Annotated in this window: 17 protein-coding genes; 9 read left to right on the forward strand and 8 right to left on the reverse strand. The window is 64.4% G+C overall.

The window, feature by feature from the left end; genetic code table 11:
- Positions 1-502 precede the first annotated feature (502 nt).
- The 3 genes from E0E39_RS01810 to E0E39_RS01820 all read left to right on the forward strand — a co-directional run bounded on the left by E0E39_RS01810 (position 503) and on the right by E0E39_RS01820 (position 4,265).
- Entirely contained in the window at positions 503-1,129 is a 627-nt protein-coding gene (locus tag E0E39_RS01810) for a hypothetical protein (RefSeq protein WP_130873220.1), read from the forward strand.
- A gap of 200 nt (positions 1,130-1,329) precedes the next feature.
- A complete protein-coding gene (locus E0E39_RS01815; protein ID WP_245988165.1) occupies positions 1,330-2,688 on the forward strand; it encodes a glycosyltransferase in 1,359 nt (452 codons plus the stop codon).
- Positions 2,685-4,265 (forward strand): hypothetical protein, encoded by a 1,581-nt coding sequence (locus E0E39_RS01820; protein ID WP_207302381.1) that lies wholly within the window; start codon positions 2,685-2,687, stop codon positions 4,263-4,265. Before E0E39_RS01815 ends, E0E39_RS01820 begins: the two co-directional genes overlap by 4 nt.
- 130 nt (positions 4,266-4,395) lie before the next feature.
- Here E0E39_RS01820 and E0E39_RS01825 read toward each other — a convergent pair whose 3' ends face one another.
- Positions 4,396-5,445, reverse strand: coding sequence for an SH3 domain-containing protein (locus E0E39_RS01825; protein ID WP_130873222.1), 1,050 nt, complete (start codon positions 5,443-5,445; stop codon positions 4,396-4,398).
- A 341-nt stretch (positions 5,446-5,786) separates the two neighbouring features.
- Here E0E39_RS01825 and E0E39_RS01830 point away from each other — a divergent pair, with 341 nt between their 5' ends.
- Positions 5,787-7,088 carry an Ig-like domain-containing protein gene (locus tag E0E39_RS01830; protein ID WP_130873223.1) on the forward strand — a complete coding sequence of 434 codons (1,302 nt, stop codon included), beginning with the start codon at positions 5,787-5,789 and terminating at the stop codon, positions 7,086-7,088.
- A gap of 122 nt (positions 7,089-7,210) precedes the next feature.
- On the opposite strand, the gene E0E39_RS01835 is transcribed toward E0E39_RS01830, so the two are convergent.
- On the reverse strand, positions 7,211-7,795 hold the full coding sequence (locus tag E0E39_RS01835; RefSeq protein ID WP_165444597.1) for a beta/alpha barrel domain-containing protein: 585 nt from the start codon (positions 7,793-7,795) through the stop codon (positions 7,211-7,213).
- Positions 7,796-8,471: 676 nt separating this feature from the next.
- Here E0E39_RS01835 and E0E39_RS01840 point away from each other — a divergent pair.
- The 4 genes from E0E39_RS01840 (at position 8,472) to E0E39_RS01855 (ending at position 11,709) form a co-directional block, all read left to right on the forward strand.
- Positions 8,472-9,047, forward strand: coding sequence for a type II toxin-antitoxin system PemK/MazF family toxin (locus E0E39_RS01840; protein WP_130873225.1), 576 nt, complete (start codon positions 8,472-8,474; stop codon positions 9,045-9,047).
- A 107-nt stretch (positions 9,048-9,154) separates the two neighbouring features.
- Positions 9,155-10,165, forward strand: a complete 1,011-nt coding sequence (locus E0E39_RS01845; RefSeq protein ID WP_130873226.1) for a methionine ABC transporter ATP-binding protein — start codon at positions 9,155-9,157, stop codon at positions 10,163-10,165.
- Positions 10,162-10,833 (forward strand): methionine ABC transporter permease, encoded by a 672-nt coding sequence (locus tag E0E39_RS01850; RefSeq protein ID WP_130873227.1) that lies wholly within the window; start codon positions 10,162-10,164, stop codon positions 10,831-10,833. The genes E0E39_RS01845 and E0E39_RS01850 overlap by 4 nt, the downstream gene beginning before the upstream one ends.
- A gap of 66 nt (positions 10,834-10,899) precedes the next feature.
- Positions 10,900-11,709, forward strand: a complete 810-nt coding sequence (locus E0E39_RS01855; RefSeq protein WP_130873228.1) for a MetQ/NlpA family ABC transporter substrate-binding protein — start codon at positions 10,900-10,902, stop codon at positions 11,707-11,709.
- Positions 11,710-11,937: 228 nt separating this feature from the next.
- Here E0E39_RS01855 and E0E39_RS15640 read toward each other — a convergent pair whose 3' ends face one another.
- Both E0E39_RS15640 and E0E39_RS01865 read right to left on the reverse strand, forming a co-directional pair.
- Positions 11,938-12,549, reverse strand: a complete 612-nt coding sequence (locus E0E39_RS15640) for a hypothetical protein (protein ID WP_165444598.1) — start codon at positions 12,547-12,549, stop codon at positions 11,938-11,940.
- Positions 12,550-12,634: 85 nt separating this feature from the next.
- Positions 12,635-13,843, reverse strand: a complete 1,209-nt coding sequence (locus E0E39_RS01865; RefSeq protein WP_130873229.1) for a M20 metallopeptidase family protein — start codon at positions 13,841-13,843, stop codon at positions 12,635-12,637.
- Between the two features lie 106 nt (positions 13,844-13,949).
- Between E0E39_RS01865 and E0E39_RS01870 the strand changes: the two genes are divergently transcribed.
- Positions 13,950-14,495 (forward strand): 2'-5' RNA ligase family protein, encoded by a 546-nt coding sequence (locus tag E0E39_RS01870; protein ID WP_130873230.1) that lies wholly within the window; start codon positions 13,950-13,952, stop codon positions 14,493-14,495.
- A gap of 293 nt (positions 14,496-14,788) precedes the next feature.
- Here E0E39_RS01870 and brxL read toward each other — a convergent pair whose 3' ends face one another.
- From brxL to pglX, 4 genes are all read right to left on the reverse strand, one after another.
- A complete protein-coding gene (brxL, locus tag E0E39_RS01875; protein ID WP_130873231.1) occupies positions 14,789-16,909 on the reverse strand; it encodes a BREX system Lon protease-like protein BrxL in 2,121 nt (706 codons plus the stop codon).
- 15 nt (positions 16,910-16,924) lie between these two features.
- Complete coding sequence (gene pglZ / locus E0E39_RS01880) at positions 16,925-19,420, reverse strand: BREX-1 system phosphatase PglZ type A (RefSeq protein WP_130873232.1); 2,496 nt, start codon at positions 19,418-19,420, stop codon at positions 16,925-16,927.
- Positions 19,417-20,898: an AlbA family DNA-binding domain-containing protein gene (locus tag E0E39_RS01885; protein ID WP_130873233.1), complete on the reverse strand. Its 1,482-nt coding sequence runs from the start codon at positions 20,896-20,898 to the stop codon at positions 19,417-19,419. Before E0E39_RS01885 ends, pglZ begins: the two co-directional genes overlap by 4 nt.
- Positions 20,899-20,966: 68 nt before the next feature.
- Positions 20,967-24,509 (reverse strand): BREX-1 system adenine-specific DNA-methyltransferase PglX, encoded by a 3,543-nt coding sequence (pglX, locus tag E0E39_RS01890; protein ID WP_130873234.1) that lies wholly within the window; start codon positions 24,507-24,509, stop codon positions 20,967-20,969.
- Positions 24,510-24,518 lie beyond the last annotated feature (9 nt).

Here is a 24,518-nt window from a genome sequence, read left to right on the forward strand (position 1 = left end):
GTCCGGTACCCCGCGACGTGACTCGCCATCGTGGCCGGTGCATCCCTCCAGGGAAAACACTGCGGTGAAAACCCCGTGTCCATGCCGCCCGAAAGGTCCCGAATGCACAATATTTTCACGAGAAAACCTCGACATCACGGGCGTCAATCCATCGGTGAATCTCGTCAATGATTGATTTTCCGATGCGGCTTTGCGAAGAACGGGTCGTGCGGGACCAGTACTTTCGGCCAATGGATTCCATTTCCTTTGGTTGGGGGTGGCCAATTCCTTTGGTTAAGGAAATCTGGTTCCCTTGGTTCGTGGGGGATTGTCGTTATGATGATCGTGGTCGCATCGCTCCGTTTGATGCGCCCCTAACCGCTGGTTGCGAGGAGTATCACCTTCGCGTGGGCCGGGGACAGCTGTTGGGCAGCCGTGCAGCGTGGCTGCTTTCTTTTGTCCGGCCGAAGGCGAAGCATATTCCTCAAGTCATGTCCAACGCGTCATGGGAGGTCACCACGTCATGGGTGAAGCCGTAAACAAGATGACAAAAATCCGGGGAGGGGATTCCGGGCTGGCCGCCGTGCTGCACGGAATAAAGGGACACGCAGCTTTCCTTTTTCTGTGCGGTGTGCTGATCGCGGCCGTGATTCCACACTCGGCCGCGCTGCCGGAGCTGTGGATCGGCTGGTTGATATCGCTGCTGGTCGCCGAGGTCCTGCTCTGCGTTCGGCGCACGCAGCCCAGAATCGACGACCGGGAGGTCGACCTGATCCTCGCCGCCATCCTGCTCGGGGCTGGGATCTGGGTGCTCCGACAGTGGCCGACCGCCGGCAACCCGGCGGCCATCACCATCGCCTGGCTCCTCTGCCTGGCGACGTGCATGCTGATAGTGAGTGGCACCCGGGCCATGATGTGGGTCTGCCCCGCCGCCCTGCCGGCCCTGGTCTGGTTACTTCCCCCGCCCGCCCACCTGATCGCCTTGATTGTCGTCGCCCTCGTGTGGGTGAGTGTCGTCGGAGCGGTTCTGTTCCGTCGGGGGTGGGCTCCTTCCGACCAGCTGGCCCGCATTCCGATCTCGCGTTATGTCACAGTGGGTGTGGCGTTGATCCTCGTCGTCATCCTGTCGCGGATCGGGGTGATTCTGTGACGTCCCGGTCTGTCAAGCACGCATCCAACGGGGGAGTGGGCACTCGATCCGGGGGAGCTCCGGCGCCATTTCCGGATTCGGGGCTGGTGCCCCCGGAGCAAGCTCTGGACGTGGCCTGTCATGCCTTGGAGTACCGTTCTCCCGCATATTCCGCCCACAGCGTTCTGGCGCGTTGGCAGCGGGCGATTCTCATATCTGTCGTGGTTCTTTTCCTGCTCGGCCTGGTATTTCTGCCGTGGGTCACCGGTGTGGTGGTGGTGGCGCTGGCAACGGCCTCCTACATCTGGGCGCTCGGGTTTCGTTTTCTGATCTTCAAGCACGGTGCCCGGGGAGGGCGAATGATGAAGATCACCGACGAGGATGCCAGGGCCTTCCCCGATGATCGGCTTCCCGTCTACACGGTGCTCGTCCCGGTTTTCAAGGAGCCGTTGATCGAGGAACTGGTCGAGGCCCTGGAACGCATCGAATATCCCAGGGAAAAACTGGACATACGGCTTCTGCTGGAGGCCGATGACACCGAGACCATTGCTGCGGCCAGCAGGTTGCGGCCCCGGGCGCACCTGACCGTTATCCAGGTTCCCAGGGCCGAGCCCCAGACGAAACCGAAGGCCTGCAACTACGGTCTTCTGACCGCGCGTGGAACGCTCTGCACGATCTTCGACGCGGAGGATCAACCCGACCCGCTCCAGCTGCGCAAAGCCGTTCTTGCCCTGGAGCGCCTGGGGCCGGAGTACGCATGCGTGCAGGCCCGGCTGGGTTTCTACAACTCGCGTCAGAACCTGTTGACCCGGTGGTTCACGCTGGACTACGGCGCGTGGTTCGGCAACATGCTTCCCGGGCTGGTGGACATCTCCGCACCGATCCCGCTGGGGGGTACGTCCAACCATTTCCGGGTGGATGTGCTCAAGGCCGTCGGGGCGTGGGACCCGTGGAACGTCACCGAGGACGCCGATCTGGGACTCAGGTTGCACCGGGCCGGACACCAGGTCGGTGTGCTCGACTCCACGACCCTGGAGGAGGCCAACCCGGACCTGATCAACTGGGTGCGACAGCGGAGCCGCTGGTACAAGGGGTACCTGCAAACCTTCCTGGTGCACATGCGCTCGCCGCGCCTGGTCACCAGGCAGCTCGGCTGGCGGGCCGTGGCGGACATGGCGATCTTCATCGCCGGAACCCCCCTGCTCAGCGCCCTCAACGGTGTGTTCTGGATTCTCACCCTGGTCTGGTTCACGTCCCAGTCCCCGATCGTGGCCGGACTGTTCCCACCCGGGATCTACCACCTGGGGTTGATGTGCATGGTGGTGGGCAACCTCGTCGTCATGTACATGAGCTTGTACGTGGCCCGTGTCATGGAACGTCCCGACCTGCTGGTGGCGGCGCTGCTGGTACCCGCCTACTGGCTCCTGATGTGGGTCGCCGCGGTCAAGGCCGTCGTCCAGCTGATTCGCAACCCCTCCTACTGGGAGAAGACAGCACACGGCCTTCACGCGAAGGCCGGCCCATCGCCGGTCGATGGGCAGCCCGCCCACGCGACCCCCGAGCCGGGAGGTGTGCGATGAAGGAGGAGAAGAAACGTCCCCGGATCTCCGATGACTGGGTCGTGGCCATCCTCGCCCTGGTGCTCTACCTGGGAGTCGGGGCCTGGTTGAGCAGCCAGGACATCATCTTCCCCGATTCCATGAGCCGGGTCGCCAACGGCTACTACGTGGTCTTCAGCCGGGATCCCCACCTGGCGGCCATCGGGTTCGTCTGGAATCCGTTGCCGTCGCTGGCGGCGATCCCCCTGCTCCTGCTGTCGCCCCTGATCCCCGTACTGGCCTCCAAGGCGTTCGCCGGGGTGATCGTCTCGGCATTCTGCGGAGCCCTGGCGATGGTCTTCGCGCGCAGACTTCTCGCCCTGTTCGGAATGGGGCGGGGAGCCGTGATGGTCCTGACGGGAATCCTGGCCATCCAACCACTGGTGCTGCTCTCGGCCGCCACCGGGGCCAGCGAGTCCATGCTCCTGGCGGTCGCGCTCTACACAGCGTTGAATCTGACGCGTTGGCTCCGGGAGGACGACCCATGGCATCTGGCACACACCGGTTTCGGTCTCGGCCTGGCCTATCTGGTGCGGTACGAAGCGGTGGCGGCTGCGCTCGCGACCGTTCTCGTCGTCCTCGTCGTCAGTCTGTGGCGTTCCAGGGGTGGGCGGCGAGCCAGGACGATCTTCCTGCTGGACTGTTTCCTGGCCGGTGGGCCCTTCGCGGCGTCTTTCGGGGCGTGGGCGTTGGCCTCGCGCCTGGTGGCGGGGTCGTGGTTCGAGACCTACACATCCCTGTACGGGAACACGGCGCAGGTCACCAGTGCCCGGGCCGCCATCGACAGGGTCACGGGTGGAAACCTCGAGGGGATTCTGGCCTATCTGGGCGCCCAGTTGTTCTCGGTGGCTCCCTTCGCGCTCCTGTTCGTGGTGGTGGCCATGGTGATCGGGGTACTCCGGCGGGATGCCGGTGTGCTGGGACCTGCCGCCGTCCTCGGCGGAATCCTGGCCTTCGATGAATGGGCCTTCATGAGCGGATCGTCCTTCGGGTGGCTCCGGTTCCAACTCATGGCGATTCCCTGGGGGCTGGTGATGGCCGGGTACATCCTGGCCGCTCTGCGGGAGGGGGAAGGACGCCTGGCGCTGCGGAGGGTCACGGCCTGGACGGTACTGATCGCCACCCTCGCCCCGCTGCCCCTCGGTTGGTGGGCCTCAATGAATTCTCACCTGGCCCGGGAGGAGCACCTGGCTCTTTCGGTCGCCCAGGGTGGTCAGTACGTCATGCAGGGGCAGGTGGCCGCCTACCTCGATTCCCTGGACCTGCCCGAGGGCAGCGTGATCACGGATGTCGCCTACTCCTTCCCCATCGTCCTGGCCAGCAGGAGACCCAAGCAGTTCGTCATCACCCCGGACCGGGACTTCAGGGAGAAACTGAGCAACCCCGTCGAGGGAAAGGTCCGCTACGCCCTCGTGACCGATCCGGCGTCCTCGACCGCTGACGCGGTGGCGCTCCAGTTCCCGGGGATCTACGAGCACGGCAGCGGGGTCGCGACCTTGGAACGTGAGTGGCGCGACAGCCGAGGGTCGGCATGGCGACTGTACGCGTTCGGCTCCTGAGGATCTGGTCCGGCCGCGGTTCGCGGCGGCACGGTGCAGGGGACGGAGGGGCGCGCCTCTGTCCCCTCGGGCCTCGGGTGTGGCGAGTGACCGGTCCCTTCCCTCCGAGGAGGATCGGGCGAGGCGGTGGTCAGCCCCCGACGGAGATGTGGACGTGGTCGTAGTGGTTCGCGGTGGCCGATCCGCGGTCCGACATGGAACGCCAGCCCTCGGAGGAACGCTGTGTGGTCCAGATCTTCTGGGCGTGGATGACCTCGATCACGCCCAGGCTCTTCGCGTTCTCCCGAAGCCAGCGAGCGATTTCCCAGGCCCGGTCGCCGGAGACCATCACGTCGATGGCCCGGCCCTGGCCGTGATACCCGGACTCGTTGCGGTAGCCGCCGTAGGATTTCACATCCGGGAAGGCGGCACAGACGGCGTGGAGCACGGAGATCGACTTCGACGTGAGCCCGGATTCGATGCTCTTCGCCGAGGAGGACGAACAGGTGCCACCGGAGGAAGCGCCCCCGCCCGATCCGGAGCCGGATTCGGTGGAGGGGGAGGCGGACGGGGTCTCGGGTTTCTTGGAGGTGAGCAGATCGGACTTCACCCAGCCCGCGCGGCCCTTGTAGGAGATCTGCTGCCAGCCGTTCGACGTGATGTTCGTCACCGTCACCGCCAACCCCGCATCGAGCGTGGTTCGCACGTCGTAGTCGGAGCCGGGGCCGGTGCGGATGTTGGCCGAGGACGCGATGTACATCTCGCCGGTCTTCTCGCCGAGCTCTGAGGGATCGAAGGTCTTGGTCGGGGACGGGGTGGCGGAGGCGGCTTCCTCGGTGGGGGTGGTGGTCTCGGTCGGTGTCGTCTCGGGGGTTTCGGTCGGGGTCGGCAGCGGAGCCGGGCTGCTGGTCTCGGCGTCACCTGTCGGTGACTCGGAGGGCAGGGGCGCGCGTTCCCCGCCGCGGCTCACGCCGAGATCGGTGTTCTGGTAGCTCGGGTCGGCGACCTTGTCGGAGTGTCCTCTGCTCGCGATCGCGAAGGAGCCTGCTACAACCAGGCCCGACAGCGCGATGGGTGCAAGCACCTTGCCGAGGAGGCGTGGTCGTTTTGCCTCCCGTCGTGGGGAAGTGACGGCGGAAGGGGTGATGTCGAGGACGTCCTGGGCGTCCTCCTCCAGGAAGGCGCGTCGTGCCTTTGCCATGGATCCCCTCATTTCTTAGAAATACCTGAACTTCTCTCAGGATAGGTTGTGGTTGCGGATTGCACAAACCTCGTCCTGCTGAACTGAGTGCCGGAAGTATCATCCCATGTCCGAAAGTTCATGTCATCCCATCTCCTCAAGCCGGCTTCTGGGATGGATTCAGCAGACGGTAGGCTGGAAAGTGGGCTTGGCGACGGGGTGTCGGCGGCTGTTGGGGGCGAGTGGGTGTGAGCCCGCGGCAGAACTCTCACCCCAGGGTCCGGCGTTGGTGGTACAGGCGCCATGACACCCTGTGACCCTTCCCGGTAATCTGCACAGGACCCTCCTGAAAAGGAATCTGAATGAGTTCACCGATCTTGCGGGCGAGACGAACGGCCCTGAGCCTGCTTCTGGCAGCCCTGCTGGCCTTGGTCCTCCCGGGCCTCGATGCCCGGGCGGACCCGGCCCCCACGCAGATCCAGACCAACGTCACCGCGGACACCACGGGGCATGTCAAGGTCTCGGGTCTCCTGCTCGACGGTTCCGGACAGGGCGTGAGTGGCGGCCAGGTGACCGCCACCGTCGCGGGGCAACCGCTGCAGACCGTCGCCAGCGGAGGTGGCGGCGCCTTCGCCATGGAGTTCAACGTCCCGGCCGACAAGCTCTCCGGTCCCCAGGAGCTCGTCATCACTTATCCGGGCGATGCCCAGTACGCCCCGTCGTCACAGAGCTCACGGATCGAGTTCGCGACGCAGAGTGCCACCATGGTCACCCTGGAGGCCGAACCGGCGAGCGCCACCCCGGGTGACCTCGTGAGGGTGACGGGCGGGGTCACGACGGCCGCTGGCGGCCCGATTGCGGGTGCGCTGGTGAACTTCTCCTACGGGGGAGCCGAGCTTTCCGACTACACCCTCCAAACGGATGCGAACGGAAACTTCGACGGCTGGGTGGCGATTCCGGAAGCCGCCGCCGTCGGGGAGGGAAAGCTGGTCGCGACCTTCGCGGGCAGTTCGAATCTTCAGGCCGGGTCGGCCGAGAAGCAGCTCACCATCAACGCCCCCATCCCCGACAGCAGCCCGACGCCGAGCGAAGGGGAGGCCACGCAGGACGCGGCTCCGCAGCCCCCCTCGCCGACGGCCAGCACGCGCGGCCCCATCGGCACCGGGTCGCCGTCCGCGGCGACGGCGCAGAGCGAGGGTGGCGGCGATTCCCTGCTGTGGCTGCTCATCGGCGGAGGTGTCGTCGCAGTCGCGGCCGCGGCCCTGGTGGTGCTCGGCCTCATCGTGCGCTCCCGGCGCAGGGACGCGGATGAGGGAACGCTGGGCCTGATCGGCGACGGGGAACTGCTCGAGGACGAGTTCCCGGAGGACGCGATGGAACCCGACCCGGGGCTGGACGATGAGACCGATGTGCGTGTGGATCCCGATGACCGTCTCCTGCGGGATGCCCCCGAGGGGGTCGCGTCCCCGCAGGAGACGCGGACCATGCCGCCCGCCTGGTTCCGTGAGGGGGAGGACGTGCCCTTGCCCGAGTCGCGCGCCCCCGGGGAGGACTGGGACGACTTCACGGACTCGGAGATCACCCAGGTCAGGGTGCGTGAGGAGTCGCCGCAGGAACCACTCCCGCGCCGCGGAGGAGACCCGAAACCGCGCCGCGGGATCTGAGGGGCCCCGTGGCGGGCATTTCCGATGGGGGAAGGCCCCGCCGATGTACGTGAGACGCCCCGGCGTCTGGAGGCCCTAGCCGCCGCGCTGAACACGCCCCCGCCGGTGTGCGGGTGGCCGACCTAGTCCCGGAGGCTGCGGCAGCGGTCGCGGAGGGCTGCCAGATCTCCGCCCGTGAGGGCGTCGCCGATCAGATGCCGTCCCACGCACACCGCGGGGGCGCCCGCCTTCAGCCACTGCTTGGCGGTGAAGGGGATCAATCCGCCCCGTGGGATCGTCTTCTCGATCAGCCCCAGTTCCCGTAGGTGCTCCGCCATCGTGGGTCCCACGACATCCGCGGGACGCAGCTGCACACCGGTGACCGGCATCCTCAGGGCGGTCGTCACCTCGTTGGGGGTCATGGCGGTGGCGTAGCAGGCGAGTTCGAGCGCTTCCGCGACGGTTGCGGTGTCCGGGGTCACGAAATCCGGAAGGATGAAATCCACCCCCTGCATCACGAGCGTCGCGGGGGTTTTCGCCGGACCGTGCGCACCGATCCTGATCCGTTGGCCGTACAGGGCCGCGAGTTCCTTGAGGTTCGTGGCGCCGGTGGGCAGCGACAGGTTCGCCACTCCCTCCTGGGCGAGTACCTCCACGACCCCGATGAGTTCGTCGAGGGGGGCGTCGTCGAGCAGCGCAACGGTGCCGGTCAGGGGTGCGTCAGACATGGTGGCAATCATGCCATCCGGCCGGTGGCTCCACGGGCGGAGCCGGGGGATGGAACGGTCAACGCGAGGAGCGGATACGGGCCTCCCGGGCCCTGTCCGCGAGAAGTGGGTCGGGTCGTCCGCGGTCCGGTGCGTCCCGAGCGGTGGTTCATGACACTCCCGAGACGTTCTGGGGTCGAAGTCAAGACCGCTGTTTGGATCCGGCATGGTGGAGTGGGTGGCGACGACAAGCACCTCCGATGCGTCAGAACGGCCCCTGACAAAGGTCTGAAACAGCCCCTGACAAAGGTGAATGCCCCTTCGGGAGGGCCAAAGAGCTGGCACGAAGGATTGCCCTCGGTTAACGCGGCGGCGGGAAAAGGATTATTCACGGTTAACGCGCAGGGCGATTGGCTTCCCTGTGGACCACGAGTGCTGTAACGTATGTCCTGCCGGAGCGCAGGAGACGTAGCCTGTTCCCCCCATCTGGGCAGCGGACCGCGCCGCCGGCTCCCGGCTAGCCGGGACCCAAGGACGCCCGCGCCCGCCCGAACCCCCCCATCGGACGGGCGCGGGCCTCTCTGTCGGAGGCCGCGGCACCAGGTTCCACGCCCACACTTGCCTGTGAGGCAACTTCTTCGTCGAATACTTTTCCCACACATCCGTCGTTCGTGCCCCGACCCTCTAGGCTCAACCCATGAGCAACTGGCTGGGCGACCTGCTGTCACGGATCCTTCGCGACCTCGTGGCCCAGTTCAGACCCGACGTGAACCGGTCACGCCGGAGCCGCAGCACGAGGAGGCGCACCACGGGGACATCCAGCAACACGGGACAGCGCCCGAACGGTTCCCGTCGCACCGGGGGATCGAGGCGCCGCGAGTACCCGGGCGATTTCACGGGCACCCCCAGGATCACCTACTCCCCGGCCCCCGGGAAGGAGGCCGACCCGGGCGAGGTGGTCTGGACCTGGGTGCCCTACGAGGAGGACCACAGGGAGGGCAAGGACCGGCCCGTCCTGATCATCGGGCGCGACCACGAGTGGCTGCTCGGGCTGCTGCTCACATCCAAGGACCACGACCGCGACGCCGCCCAGGAGGCTCGCAGCGGACGGTTCTGGATGGACATCGGAACGGGGGAGTGGGACCCCCAACGGCGTCCCAGCGAGGTGCGCATCAACCGGATCATCCGCATCGACCCCGACGACGTCCGCCGGATCGGTGCCGTCCTCGACCGCGACGTCTTCGATGCGGTCGCCGCGGCCGTGCGTGCCTGAGGACCGTGAAACGGGCAGCGATGACGGGGCAGGAATTTACGTGAGGCCTTTCGGGTTGATGCAATGAGTCAGCCCCTGAGGAGCACGCCAACCATCCAGGAGGGTCCTTGATCACCGTAACCGACCTGTACAAGGTCTACCACCAGTCCGGACGCGAGGTGCAGGCCCTTGACGGGGTGTCCCTGACCGTCCCCGATGGCAGCGTCCACGGCATCATCGGCCACTCCGGGGCGGGGAAGTCCACCCTGGTGCGTTGCCTGGCCATGCTGGACCGCCCCACCTCGGGAAAGATCGAGATCGGCGGCGTGGAACTGACCAAGGTGCACTCAACCGCACTGCGCAACGCCCGGCGAAGCCTGGGGTTGGTGTTCCAGCACGCGAACCTGTTCGACTCCCGCACCGTGTGGCGCAACGTCACCTACCCCTTGGAGATCCAAGGACGTCGCGCCTCCGCCCGGGAACGCGCCCTCGACCTCTTGGAACTCGTCGGGTTGGCGGACGCGGCGAACGCCTACCCGGCGCAGCTGTCGGGTGGGCAGCGGCAGCGGGTCGGCATCGCGCGGGCGCTCGCCACGAACCCCGCCGTGCTGCTGTGCGACGAACCCACATCCGCGCTCGATCCCCGCACCACCGACGAGATCCTCGACCTGATCCTCGACCTGCGTTCCCAGCTCGATCTGGCCGTCCTCGTGATCACCCACGAGATGCACGTGATCAAACGCATCTGCGACTCCGTCTCGCTGCTGGAGGCGGGAAGGATCGTCGAGTCCGGGCCGCTCACCGAGGTGATCCGCACCCTCGACGGGCCCCTGTCGCAGGCGCTGCTGGGAATCCCACCCCACGACCCCAGCGTCGAGAACGGCGGACGGCTCATCGACGTGCTGGCCTCCGGCAGCACCGCCGACCGTCCCGTGGTCGCGCTCACCTCGCAGCACTTCGGGGTGACCATCCCGATCGTCGCGGGCAGCGTCGAACACCTGGCCGGGATCACCTTCAGCCACCTCAGGCTGCGCGTCCCGGACGGAACCGACCCCGACGCCGTGGTGGGCTACCTGCGTCAGCTCGGCGCCGATGCCAAACGCACCCCCACATCCGAGCTGAACGGAGCCAGCCGATGATCCCCCTCGAACTGAGCGTCGACGACATCGTCCGGGCCCTCGTGCCCGCGATCTACGAAACCCTCATCATGGTCGGCGTCTCCAGCCTCGCCACCGTGCTCCTGGGGTTGCCGCTCGGCGTGGTGCTGTTCGTCACCCAGCGCGGCGGGATCGTCGCCAACCCGGTGCTCTCGATCACGCTGTCCACCATCGCCAACATCACCCGTTCCATTCCCTACGCCATCCTCATGCTGAGCCTCATCCCGTTCACCCGCTGGCTGACCGGCTCGTCGGTGGGGCCGATCGCGGCCTGTGTGTCGCTGACCATCGGTGCCGTGCCGTTCTTCGCGCGGCTCGTGGAGTCGGCGCTGCGTGACGTCCACCCCGGAAAGGTGGATGCCGCCCACGCCATGGGATCCACCCGGATGCAGACCGTCACCAAGGTGCTGCTGCCCGAGGCGGCGCCGTCGCTGATCGCCGCCGTCACCACGACGGTGGTCACGCTGGTCGGCTATTCCGCCATGGCGGGGTTGATCGGTGGAGGCGGTCTCGGGCGCCTCGCCTACAACTACGGCTACCAGCGTTTCGAGACCTCGGTGCAGCTGATCACCATCGCGATCCTCGTGGGAATGGTTCAGCTCATCCAGGTGTTGGGGGATGTGGTGATCCGCCGCGTCGATCACCGCTGAAGAGGAACCGACGCACCGTGACAACAGCGGCCAACTCGTGGTTGGCCCGGAAAGGACGCAGACATCATGCGTAAACACCTGTCCCTGCTGGCGGCCTTGTTGGCCGCAACCCTGGCCCTGACCGCCTGCGGCAGCGGTACCTCGTCGGACAAGACCAAGGTGACGGTCGGCGCCAGCCCCGTGCCGCACGCCAAGATCCTCGAGTACGTCCGCGACAACCTCGCCGCGGAGGCCGGAATCGAGATCGAGATCAAGGAATTCGACGACTACGTGCTCCCGAACTCCTCCCTGAGCGACGGATCCCTGGACGCCAACTACTTCCAGCACCTGCCCTACCTGGAAACCGAGATGAAGGAGAAGGGCTACAAGTTCGCCCACGGGGAGGGCGTCCACATCGAACCCCTGTCCGTGTTCTCACAGAAACACACCAACCTGTCCACGGTGCCCGACGGCGCGGTCGTCGCCATCAACAGCGACGTGACGAACCAGTACCGTGCCCTCAAACTGCTGGAGAAGGCAGGTCTGCTGAAGAACCTCACCGAGGAATCCACCGTCCTCAATCTGACCCCCGAGCAGAACCCGCGCGGCCTCGACTTCAAGGAGAACCAGCCCGAGATCAACGTGCAGCTGCTGAGCGACCCGGGCTTCGACCTGGTCTTCGTGAACTCCAACTTCATCCTCAGCGCCAACCTGGACACCAGCAATGCGCTGCTGGTCGAGGAGGTGGAGAACAATCCCTACGCCAACATCCTCGTGTGGCGTGAGGACAACACCAATCAGGGCGTGAAGAAGCTCGACGACCTGCTGCACAGCCAGCAGGTCAAGGACTTCATCAAGCAGACCTGGCCGAAGGGCGAGGTCCTCGCTTCCAAGTAATCCCTCCGAGGGAATCTCGGCCGGTCGGGCCGGCCGAGATTCCCATTTGGAGCTGGTTGAGCCGGCCTGCGAGCGTCAGCGAGTGGGTCGTGTCGATGGTGGTTGAGCCGGCCTGCGAGCGTCAGCGAGTGGGTCGTGTCGAAACCTTTTGCGGGTGTCCGGGGACTTGCGGTCCGGGCCAACCGGTTTCAAGGGTCCGGCTCGTTCGCGGCGGTCAGCGTGCTCTTTCTAGCGGAAACGTGGCAGGCGACCGTAGAAGATACGCATCGGGGTCCGGTAGGTTTCCTCCTTTTTCGCCCGGTGGGCCGCGAAGTACCGGAAGTAGCGGGTCGTGGCGGGCAGGAACACGCACACCGTGCCCAGCAGGGCCAGACCCACCCCGACCAGGGCCCACAGGTCGAACAGCAGGACCGCGACCCCCGTCAGGGCCAGCGCCACCACCGAGATGACCCGCGCCCAGGTCCAGCCGATCCACGCCTGGTAGCCGGCGACGGCGCAGGCGCCCGCGACCAGCACCAGGACGAGCGCCAGCACCCCCTCCAGGGTCAGCGACAGCCACTTGCCGGGATCGGGGGCCACCCACTGGACCAGGTGGGCCGACGACGAATACGTGTTGGGGTACACGGCGAGCCACCAGTGTCGCGCGTAGACCGCGGTCACGGCGACGGCCGCCAGGCAGAACAGCACCAACCCCACCAGCACGCTCCACGGGCGAGGCGGTTCCCCCGTGCGTTTCGACAACGGCACGTCCTGGCGCAGCACCGGCAGCGGCGGAAGTGTCGCGATCTCCTTCGGGGCGGGCGGGGAGACGATGCGGCTGGTGGCGTTCCGGCTGGGCATCGCGGTGTTCCCGGGCAGGACCCATCGGAAGCGTGGGGCCGGTGCGGGGGGGGGGGGGGCGGCTGGGTGGTCATCACCGTCCAGATTACTGGGCGGAGGGCGCGAGGCGCCTGTGGGCCAGTTCGGCCAGCAGGGCGGCGCCGTCGGCGACCACCGAGTCGTCGAAGCGGCAGTAGGCGGAGTGGTTCATGGGTGCCGTGGCCGGATCCAGCTCCGGCAGGCAGGCCGACAACCCGATGAAGCATCCGGGCGCGGTCTCCAGGATGCGGGAGAAGTCCTCGGCCGCGGCCAGGGGTTCGCTCCAGCGGACGTGCCGGTGTTCGCCGAACAGCTCCTGGACGACATCGGCGACGTGATCGGCGGCGGCCTCGTCGTTGACGGTGACGGGATACTGCTCCACCACCTCGATCTCCACCCCGACGCCGTGGGCGCGGGCGATGCCCTCCAGCAGCTCCGGCCACAACTGCTTCAGGCGGGTCCGGGAGGCGTCGGAGAAGGTGCGCATCGTGGCGTCGAAGAAGGCCTCCTCCGGGATCACGTTCGCCGCGGTGCCGGCCTGCACCCGGCCGACGCTGACCACGACGGGGTCGAAGACGCTGAACCGTCTGGTCACCATGGCGTGGGTGGCGGTGATCATCTCCGCCATCGCGGGAACCGGGTCGGCGGCCAGGTGCGGGGCGGAGCCGTGTCCGCCGCGCCCGTGAACCCGCACCTTGATCTCGTCGGTGCTGGCCATCACCGGGCCGGGTTTGGTGGAGAAGGTCCCGAGGGGATCGAGGCCCGCCCACACGTGAATGGCCCAGGCCGCCTCGGGTCGCCGGCCCGCTACGTCGAGGAGACCCTCGTTCAGCATGTGGAGGCAGCCGTTGACGCTCTCCTCGCCCGGCTGGAACTGGAAGATCACGTCCCCGGCCAGTTCGTCGCGGTGTGCGACGAGGGCCTTCACCGCCCCCACCAGCAGCGACATGTGCAGGTCGTGGCCGCAGGCGTGCATGTTCCCGTTCGTCGAGGCGAAGGGTTCGCTCGACAGCTCCTTCACGGGCAGCGCGTCCATGTCGCCGCGCAGCAGCACCACGGGGCGTTCACCCCCGCCCGGGGCGGTGCCGCGCAGCACCGCGACGACGCTGCTCAGCGACCTGCCCAGCGTGATCTCCAGCGGCAGCCCGTCGAGGGCCTTCAGGATCCTGGCCTGGGTCAGGGGCAGATGGAGGCCCACCTCGGGGATCTGGTGGAGTTCGCGGCGCAGGGCCACGAGTTCGGTGTTCAACTGGTTGCAGTACTCCCGGATGCTCACGGGTACCAAGTCTTCCACGGTTCTGCGGATCACCGGGAGGCGCCCGCATCGCGACTCGCCTCCGCTCAATACAGCGCAAATGCTGTGAGAAACATAAGATGTCCTCATGCAAGCCGTCCGTAAGCCCCATCTGGTGCGCCGGCAATCAGCGCTGATGCTGAAATGCTCGGACACGGAACCGGTGTTGCAGACCCTGCGTGAGCGCCTCGACCCGTCGGCCGCCGACGGGGTGTCGGCGCATCTCAACCTGCTGTACCCGTTCACCACCAACCTGTCGATGGACGACGATGACGCCCTGATCGACGTGCTGCGCGACTTCGGGCGGTTCCACATCGATTTCACCAGCACCGGCTGGTTCGGCACGGATTCGGTGTACCTCGTGCCCAGTGAGGCGGCGGTGCTGACGAACCTCGTCACCCGGATCCGTGAGGTCTTCCCCGAATACCCCGCCTTCGGTGCCGTCCCCGAACGGGCCGTCCCGCACGTCACCATCGGCAAACGCGCGCCCCTGGCGGAGTTGAAGGCGGCGGAGGCAGAGGTGCTCAGCAAACTACCGATCCGCCAGGTCTGCACCACCGTCGAACTGTGGAGCGGCCCGCCGCCCGGAACCGGTCGCTGGCAACGACACCGCACCTACCAGCTGGGAACCTGAACCCATCGTCCCGGAAGCTGGTTGAGCCGGGGTGTGACGAAGGAGCGTTCCGTGTCTCTGCAAGCTGGTTGAGCCAGCTCGTGAGCGAAGCGAGCGGCTGTGTCGAAACCATTTCTGGCGGCCGGTAAGCAGACCTGGCCGCGGATCCTTAGATGTGCGCGCGGTGGTTTCGACTCGACCGGCTCCCGCCCCGCGATGTCCTCGATGTTCGCCTGATGTCCTGGTTGCTGTTGACCGGACCCGCGCGGCGATGGCTGTCTCTGCCGCCTATCTCTTGAGGTCTCCGAACGCGGTCATCGCAGGCCCTCACGAATGTAGGTGATTCCGAAGGCGACGACTTGGCGGAACTCCTGACAACGGGAGCCGAGATCGTACTGGTTGCCTGCCCCTTTCTGGAAGATGTCGAGGCCACGTCCGAGGAGGATTTTCCAGCCGTGGTCGGTGCAGATCGAACGGTCGTGGATAGTTTCGTCAAATTTGACTGTGAACCGAATACCGACACTGGCGGCGCTGTCCTGGATGTCCCCCAGCATGGTGAGTTGTTGTTGGGTGTACTCAGCGCTGTCTTCCCGGGTGACCAGCGTCACCGCGATCTCGTCGGCGGGGTCTTTGGCGGCTGCGAGTAGTGCTAGCAGGTCGACGAGGTTGCGCCCTTGGTGCGGTACTCGGATGTAGGGATCGACGATGGTGATGGCGGTTGCGCCACGCAGGTATGGCATAAGCAGTGTTTCGTAGGAGACGCCGCGCTGGTTCTCCTGGAACTCTCGGTGGCCCTCGAACAGTGGGGGTGCTGCCTCGGCTGGCGACGACACAGACATTGCGACATTCTCGGCTGCGGGCTCAAGCTCGGAGGGTGACTCAACGCCGTTCTCAGCCTCGGGAAGTTGACTTCGGTAGTAGTCGGGGTATTCGTCTTCTTCCAGTGTGGTGACGCTGTGCCAGGTGCCTGTTTTGTCGGTGTAGCCGAAGTTGACTGCCGCCATCGTGGTGTCGATCCGGAGAATCTGATCCTTGACGCGCTTGCGTCCCTCGATGGCGAAGCGGAGCAGTTCCTCGATCTCGGCTGGGGTTGCTTCGCCCTCCGGGTAGATGAGCTTCATCAGGCCGGAGAATGTCTTGTGGATGCCGTCGCGGTCTCGCGTGGAGATGTCCGAGCCGAGAGTGAAGTGCTGCTGGTATCGATCGGAGTAGTCGGTGCTACGCATGGACCGCAACACCTCGGCGATGTAGTCGACGACGAAACCGTAGCCGGAGGAAAACATCTCGCTGCGGATGGTGTCCACCTCCCAGCCGGGGACGTAGAAGTGCAGCCGGTCGAGGTAGGCGGAGTCGTGATAGGCCTCGGGCAGTTCATCGAAGAGGTCGGAGTGTTTGAGCATGTAGGGCACGTTGTGCGCGGTGTTGCCCACGAACACCATCGACGCTTCGGCCCCGAGGGTCTCGACGCCCCGGGAGAACGACTTGTTCGCCATGTAGTTCTTCATGATGTCGACCAGCGCCTTGTCGGTGCGCTTCCTCTTGCCGGCGAACTCGTCGAAGGCAACCACATCCCAGTAGCCGACCAGCCCGATGCGGCCGTTGGCGTTGTTGACGAAGAGTTTCGGGACGGTGACCTCTCCGCCGGAGATCAGCATGCCGTGGGGCGAGAACTCGGAGTAGATGTGGGACTTGCCTGTGCCCTTCGGCCCGAGCTCGACGAGGTTGTAGTTGCGCTCGACGAACGGGACAAGGCGGACGAGCTGTAGCAGCTTGGCCCGTCGCCCGAACATCTCGGGGTTGAAACCGATGGATTGGATCAGCAGGTCGATCCATTCCTCGGTGTTGAAGCCCCGACGCGATGCGAGGTAGCTCTTGTAGTCGAAGCTCGACATCTGAATCGGCTTCAGGCTTCCCAGAATCCAGGGCACGAAACGGGAATCATCACTGTGGAAGTACTCGATGTCGCAGATGCACCACACGCCGCCAACCAGAAGCTTCGGGTTTGCCTTCACCGTTGCGGGTTCGACGATCACCCCGTGAAGACCAAGGTTGGCGAACGAGGCTTCGTACACGTCCTGTTTGTCGTTCAGCGTCACGGTGACCTTGTCGATGATCCGGTGGCGGCCTTTCTCCCTGATGGTGGACTTCACCAGTTCCGACTCGTTGCGATGCACATAGTGGGCGGCCAGAATCTTGCGGACCGCGTCAATGCCGGCTTGGATCGTCGCCTCGTCATCGGATGCGGCGTACTGGCCGAGCAGGTACTCCAGCACATAGGACGGGACGATCGCGTTTCCTTTGACGGCCTTCACCAGGTCTTTACGGACAACCGAGCCTCCGAACAGCACGTTGATCTTGTAGTCGAGATCGCTCTGCTGCGATGCGTTCTTCTCGGCGCCGCGTTTCCCATCGGGATTGTCATCGGTGTGCGTCATGGCTGCTGGTTCCCCTTAGAAATCGAAGTCCGATGTGAACGAGCGCCTGAGCAGGTACTGGGCCCGCTGGTAGACGCGCCACTGGGTGGTGTGGGGTATTTGCTCTTCGAGTCGGAACTCGACCGTGCGGTTGTTGAACTCGTTGGCGTCCTGACTGAGCAGCATCCGTACATTCTGGTAGCGGTCGCGTTTGTTATCGGAGGGCTGATCAAAGACCAGCTCGGGCTGGTTCGAGATCAAGGTGTCGCCGACGTAGATACCGGCGCGCAGCGTGCGCGGCTGGATTTTATCGCTGGCCGGCTCGGTTTGGAGGAGTTTTATGACGAGCTGGCCGGTGGTGATCTTGTCCGTCTCGGGCAGCACTTCGACATTCACGGGCCGGGTGTCGCTCTTGCGTTTCTTGTTGACTCTGAGTACCGGTACGACGACTTCCTGCAGCGAGGCGCCGCCGTGGACGAACCGTGAGCCAGCGCCCGACAGCTTGATCCGGTGGATTGACTTGGGAATCTGCACCTCAAGGTCACTGCTGAGACCGATCTGTTCGGGCTCGAACTTCCGGAATGCAGAATCGTCCTTGAACCCCCGGCCCAACACATATCGGCGGTTCGTCACCACGAGCTCGTCGCCCTGCGGTTTGGTCGAGAGGTAGAAGGCGTCAGCCAGCGCGGTGTCTTGGTATAGGAAGCCGTGGTCGGCCGTCACCAGGATGTTCGTGGCGTTCGCGTTTGCCAGGCGTTTGATGAGCTTGACCAGATCGCCAAGCGCCCCAACGGCAGCCTCGAACACCTGCCGTTCGGTGCGGGCCTTGTCGCCGGTTGCATCTATCCGGTCGTGGTAGACGTACAGCACCTGGTGGGCGACGTACAGCTCACGCAGTTCGCCGAGTGGCATCGAGAGGATTTCCTCGGCCTGGATCGCGATCCCCCCCACCGAGGCCAGCACCTTGTTGCGGTTCACGGTTCCATCGGAGCGTTGGCCGTCGATCAGCACCGGATCGCCACCGTGCGAGTGAGCCAGCGTTCTGTGCGGCAGGAGAGCCGCCATGCCGAGCTGGGTGTAGCTCGGCAGAACGCCGAGCATCGCATCAAGTTCCGCGTCGAAACGGTTTTCCTGGCGGATACGCGAACGCAGCTCGTCGGCGATCTCGTAACGCAGCGCGTCCGAGATGATGACGGCGGCCTTCCGGTTGCCCTTCCGGATGATCGGCTCAACGTGATCGTTGAAGAATCTCGTCTGCGGGCGGAGCGTGACTGAACGCCAGTCGTGCACGGCGTCGACCTGCTGCTGCCATGTGTTGCCGAGTTCGTAGAGGTATCGATTCGTGTACTGCTTGTCCACTTCCTCGCGGAGCGCTTCGAGCGGGGCGGCATGCTCGCTCATGCGCGCGGCGAAGTGGAACTGACGGTAGAGCTGATCGATGCGAAACCAGTGTTTGCGGTATCGGTCGAGTCCGTCATCGAACGAAGCGATCTCGAACCTCGCCGTAGCGAGCTCGCTCAACAGGTCGGAGGCAGCGGCGAGTGCCGCGTAGAGTGCCCGGTATCCCTCAACCCAGACACTGCTCTGGCGGGCACGAATGGTCTCGGATACCTCACGTGCGCTCATCGTACGCTGGGCGATTGCATGCGCCAGTGCGCTGATGATTTTGCGCTCCACGTCCTCAAAGAGATCGTTTTCCACAAGCTCGGGAAGTTCGGCATCCTCGATGGTGCGGACGTAATCGAGGCTTTCGGCTGCTCGTCGCGCTAAGGTGGCGAAGGCGTCAGCACTGCGCCGGTCGTTACGCAGACTCGCGAAGTCGAGCTGAATGTTGCGCAAAGTCCCGGGCGTATCTGACGCGAACCCATTGATCGCCTGCCGAAACATCCACAGCACAAAATCATCGATGCTGGGCTTGCTCGCCCTGTAGCGATAGATCTTGGCCGCACCGGCCCAGTGGAACCTGTCGAGCCCCAGCTCAACCAGTGCCTCGTACTTGGCCCTCTCACCGCGTGAGTTCTCTATCAGTAGTGTGCGTGTAAGCTCCAGCATGCTGTGCTCTCGCTGATCGAGAAGCACGGCGCACATCTTCGCCCGTAGCCTGTCGACGTCATCGTCGGCGGCTAGTAGCTCCTTGAGACGTTGGACCCGCTCGGTGTCGCGAAAGTAGCCTTCGTGCTCACGCACTACTTCGTCGATCTCGGTGCCGATCAAGCCGAGCTCTTGGCGTACCAGCGCGACCCAATCAGCGGTGAAGACCCCGTACGCAAGTTCAAGGTCAAGCAACCAGTTCCCGGTGTCGGAAGGTACCGGGCCATCGCGATAGATGAGGAACTTGCCGCCCGGCTCGTCATGGAGCACCCGATTCTTCACCGCGTACTCGTTGTTTCGTACCCGCAACGTGGTGATCCCGGCGAGGTCGAGTGCGTCAACCTCGGAGGTGTACTCGCCCCCGTTGTCGTGCCAGAAGACGAGTCGCTGCGACTCGAAGCGTTGTTCTAGGTGAGGCAGGACCGCGCGGAGTGAGTTCATTCGGTGACCTCCTGTTGCGCCAGGGTTACCCGACCAAGTTCCGTGATCCGATAACGCTGGTCTCGGCTCGTGGGTTTGTCAGGCAGGGTACGCTCCAGCAGTCCTGCTGCGAGTAACGGTTCGATGTGTCGGCGGAAGGCGCGAGTCTGGTTGGTGATGCCCAGCGCCGCCATGAGATCCGCACGGCTCGCCGGGTCGGCCCGGACCTGACGAAGGACCACGATCTCAGTCGAGGAAAGGCTGGTCACAGGCCGACTTGGTGCTTCATCTTGGTGCCTTGGTGCCTGTTCTTGGTGCCTTACGTCGGCACCAAGACCCGCGTCCGCTGCGTGGGAGGGCACGTAGACGGTGAAACGCAGTCGATCCATGATCTCCTCGACATGCGGCTCAGGCAGGCCAACCGCAGCGATCTGATCGTAGACTCGTTGGACTCCAGTACCCCATTGCTCCATGATCCCAGCTTCTCGGAAGACGCGGGCGAGCGACGGGTTTCGCAGGCGGGATGCCCGTCGCATCGAGTCGATCGTCATCCCCGGAAGCAGCAGGCCGGGGCTGTCAACCTGAATGCGATCGTCGTAGAACCCAACGCGTATGGGCGTGCCGCGTTCGGCGTAGCTGGCGTGAACGAGAGCATTGACAACGACCTCGCGGATCGCCTCGACCGGGATCGAATAGACGTCGCGACGGCGCACCTCGCCGAACACCGCAGACTTGTACGCGTGCTTGAGCAGGAACTCCATGACTCGATCCACAGCCCGCGGCATCGGGCCATGAATTTCGGTTTGGTCGAAGATGTCAGTTCCGCTGGCACCACGCAGCCGACCACATTGCACCCACGCGGAAGGAAGGAAACGGGTCGGGTCTGCACATGCGGCGAGAATGCCTGCGTATGTCGGGACGATCTTGCTTCCCTGCTTGATTGCGAACCCTAGCGCGACGAGATCATCGACATCGGTGTTGCGCCCCCGGAGTTCCGACAGCGTCCTCAGATCGAGGTCGTCCAGCGACGCTCGCGGCTCGGGTAGGTCTTCGAATGCCACGCCGCGCGCGTTGCGCTCGAGTTCCGCCACCAGAGCAGGATCGGCTTGGCGTGTCGTTGACCCCAGACGTACGTAGACCCCGTGGTCTGGTCCTTGATCGGCCATGAAATGTGGACGGCGGGTACTCAGCGGGACATCCACCACGAGGACTGTTGCCTCACCGACAGTCATGAGGTCAATTGCCGGCACCAGCTGCGGCGAGATGCGATCAGCGATCAGGCTGGTGATGCGTTCCTCCTCAGCTAGGGGATCAGGCACGCCGACAACGATGCCGTCGTCGTCCACGCCGATGACCAGACGGCCACCGGCGGAGTTGGCGAACGCGACAATTGTGCGCAACGGTTTCGTGGGTGATGACAGGTCACGCTTGAACTCCAGCGTCTTTCCCTCGTGAGCATGCACTCGACCGTGCGCATCCACCTCAAAGTGCTCAAACATAGGCAGACCTCGCAGATTGTCGTCTCAGCGAGACGACAATCATCTGGTCCTTCGCGGCCAACTCGATCTCAGTCATCGGCAGCCTCCAACCCCTTGATCTTCCTGAGGGCAGGATAGAACTTCGGGTAGTTGGCCTTCACCCCATCATCGAGGTCGATCGCGACTTGCTTCGATGCAAGGGGGTAGAGCACATCGTGCTCGTACTCGCTGAGCTCCACCAGGATATTGCGAAGCCGCTCGGCTTCCTTAAGAGCGGCTGCCTTCTCACGGGACGTGCCGTCCCCGGCGGCGACACGCTCCTGGTGCTGAAGGTTCGCCTCCAGCTTCGACTCGAACTCACGTAGATACTCGTTCAACACCGTCGAGACCGTGGACGGTGTGTAGCGGTGCATGTAGATCAGCGCATTGAACGATCCCTTCGGGCTGGAGAACAACCAGTAGATCGGGCGCTTCTTATATCGCTTCACATGATCGTCATAGAACCTCGAACCGCCCGAACGGGTGATGAAGTACTCCCGCAGCGATTTCACCCCAAGGGACTCCTCGATGAATCGGAGGTTCTCCTCGAAGTGCTCATCACCGAACGCAACCCGTAGGAACTGGCGGAACCGTGCCACGATGTCGCCCTCAAACCAGTCGCCGTCCACGATTGGGAGGACGTTGTCCTTGCCAGGCATGAACGTTGGTTGAGGAACTTTGGCGAGGTAATCCTGAACCGTTGTTCCATGGTCGGCAAGGATCAGGTCCGGCTTGTCGATACTGTAACGGCCGAATAGGCAGCCGACGCCATAGGAGACGAGATCGCGGATAGCATCCGCCGTGAAAAAACGGCGGTACTCCTCGTCCGTACGTGTCGCACCCTTGTTGGGTGCGTAGCGGAAGTAGGGGTTGGAGGTCAGCGAGACGCGGCTCATTGGAACCTCTATAGGTACCTCATCCTGAAGACCGTAAACCTCGGCCCAGTAACGGTTGTTCTCCGTCTCAAGCTTCCGCGCTTCGCAGGCAGCGCTGAGGGAATTCAGCCACCAGTGTTCCAAGGCGTCTACTAACGAACCTTTCGAACGAGCATACTGAACGAGTGGCGACCCCTCGAAACCCCAAGAGGTCTCGTAGGCGTTCCAGTCAGAACGGAATAGATGAATCAGACGCCTGACAAAGATCGAATCCGGACGTGAGGTACGGGTATCGACAATGGGGAGACCTGCTAGTTGTCCTGCTTCAAAATGGAGTGTTGGCGAGAGGACTGCCAACAGGGAGCGACAGGTCGTCGAGTTGGAAAAACCCGTGAGCAGCTCGATGTCGCTGTGCGGAAAGAATGCCTGACCAACATGGCCGAAGATGCTTCCCTGCTCATAGAAGCGGAAGCTTGGTTCTCCAGAAGAGACGTTTGACCATGAGATAGCTGGCTTGAAGTAGTAGTCAGGGTTGCGGATGACGGAGCGTGGGCGGAAGTTCCAGAGCTCCGCGCCGTCGTTCTCCCAGTTGATGACGTAGTCCTGGTTGCCCCACCACTTTCGGAACGCGCCGCCCTTGAGATGCGGGAACCACTTGGCTCCGCTGGTGACGGCCGACTCGCGGGAGTCTGCGTCGAAGCAGGTGCGGCTTTGGGAGACCTCGAACCACTGGCGTAGGAAGCGGGCATTGTCGGCAGTAGCCAGGCCTTGTTTTGGTGCGGCGACCTCTCCAAGGGGCTTACCCGTGGCAAAAGCACGCGTCACAGCGGGCGAGAGCCAGTAGGCGATCCGTCCTCCCGGGAGAGCAAGCAGCGTTTGGGGACGGGCGGAGAAATGCAGATCGGATGGGCCGGCCAGTGCTTCCTTGAACAGGTGCTCTTTCTCGGCCTCGGAATTGCCAGGCACAACACGGAAGTACTGACAAGGTTCATCGGCGGTTCGTCGCGGTTCCAGAATGAAAGCGGTGGTTGAGACCACCTCCCCGCCGATCAGGTCGAATGCCCGTTCGCCAAGGTGCAGCATCGTGACCGGTGGGGCGTCGTGCAGGATACGGCGGCGCAGCTTCTCAAAGGAGCCAAGGAACATCCAAGCCTGCATGGTGATCATGGCGACCAGGCCATGCTCGGCCTCGGCGAGCCCCAGGCACCGCTCGATGAAGGCGGCAAACAGATCGGACTTCGCCTCCGGGTGATGCTTCTTCACCCGGGTGGACAACACAGAACCCATATTGCTGCTGCCCATGTATGGCGGATTCGTCGCCACCACCGCGTAGGAGTGAGTCAGATACTCCGCCTGGGCTACCACCTGCTCAGCGCGAGCGCGCAGATCCGCAGCGTCCAGGGTGTCGGCGTCAAAAACCGCCAATCGTTCCTTGGCCTCGGACAGGGCGGCGGCGTCAGGGACGATGAGGGAGCCCAGCACGTCGGCGTAAATGAAGCTCTGCCAGAAGCGGTGACTTGCCGGACTGCCGATTTTCGTGCCAGCAAGCTGGTCGAGCTCGTCGGTGCTGAACGCCACCGGCTCAATGACGCGTATGCGCGGCTGCTCCGGCTGACGCAGGAAACGACGCTTACGTGCCCGGGCCTTCATCATCAGGGCGAAGGCAGCCAGAGCCGCAGCGCGCGGGTCAATTTCGGTGCCGTAGAGGTTGCGACTGAGGATCAGCCCGGGAATCTCAGAGGGTGCGTAGCCCTCCTCTTCGTAGATCGCATACAGCAGGTCAAAGGCATAGGCGAGCATGTGCCCGGAGCCGCATGCTGGGTCTATGAAGGTGAGTTCTTCGGGGGTGCTGATCTTGAGGAAGTCGGTCTGCTCGTCGACCGGGGCGATGTAGTAGTCCATCTGCTCAACGAGCCGAGAGGACGGGTGGTTGAGCATCCACAGCCGACCGACGGAGTTCTCGACGAGGTAGCGAACGATCCAGTGCGGGGTGAAGAGCTGCGTGGCCGCCGGAATCTCCGCCGCACCCGCCTTCTTGCCCTTCTTGAACCCGGCGAAAACCTCGTCCTTCCGCTCGGAGATGTAGAACTGGTAGAGCCAGCCGATCACCTCGACATCGCGGCAAACCTCTTCGGTGAGTGCTGTAGCGGCCCTGGTGAGGATGGAATCCGCAGCCAGAAGGTTCGAGGGGATGAGAAGTTCGGTGTAGTCGCCCTCACGCTCGAACATGAACGGCATCGAGCGGTTCCAGTAGCGGCAGTACTCGGCGAGCAGCAGTGTGTAGGCCTCACCCTGGGCATCCGTGCTGGGGCGGGTGCTGTCGAGAAGCCCGATGATCGTGTCGAGGGTTCGCTTGTTGCCGACGACGGCGGGGTCGATGTTGCCGCGCTTGGCGTCGGCGAGTATCTCGGGTTGCCCGGTCTGCTGGCCGTGGGCGGGCGAGACGACCCCGGTTCCGGTGTAGCCGTTGGCATCCATGAAACGAAAGGCGATGATCCGGTTGAACCAGGTGTAGGCGACCCTGTCGACGATTGCTTCCCTGCCTGTGGTTCCGCCGCCGGCAGCTGCGATGTCATGTTCGAGCACAGCCACGGCACGCTGGTTCTCGACCCGCTCCGGGGACGCAGGCGCGAGTACAGCGGTCAAACGGGCGCTGACCTGAGTGATAAGTTCACGCCTGGCCCACGTGGCGAAGCTCTTCAGCGGTGCGGTCTCCATGCGTGTTGT

The sequence above is a fragment of the [Pseudopropionibacterium] massiliense genome (genome assembly GCF_900607225.1).
Lineage (GTDB): Bacteria > Actinomycetota > Actinomycetes > Propionibacteriales > Propionibacteriaceae > Arachnia > Arachnia massiliensis.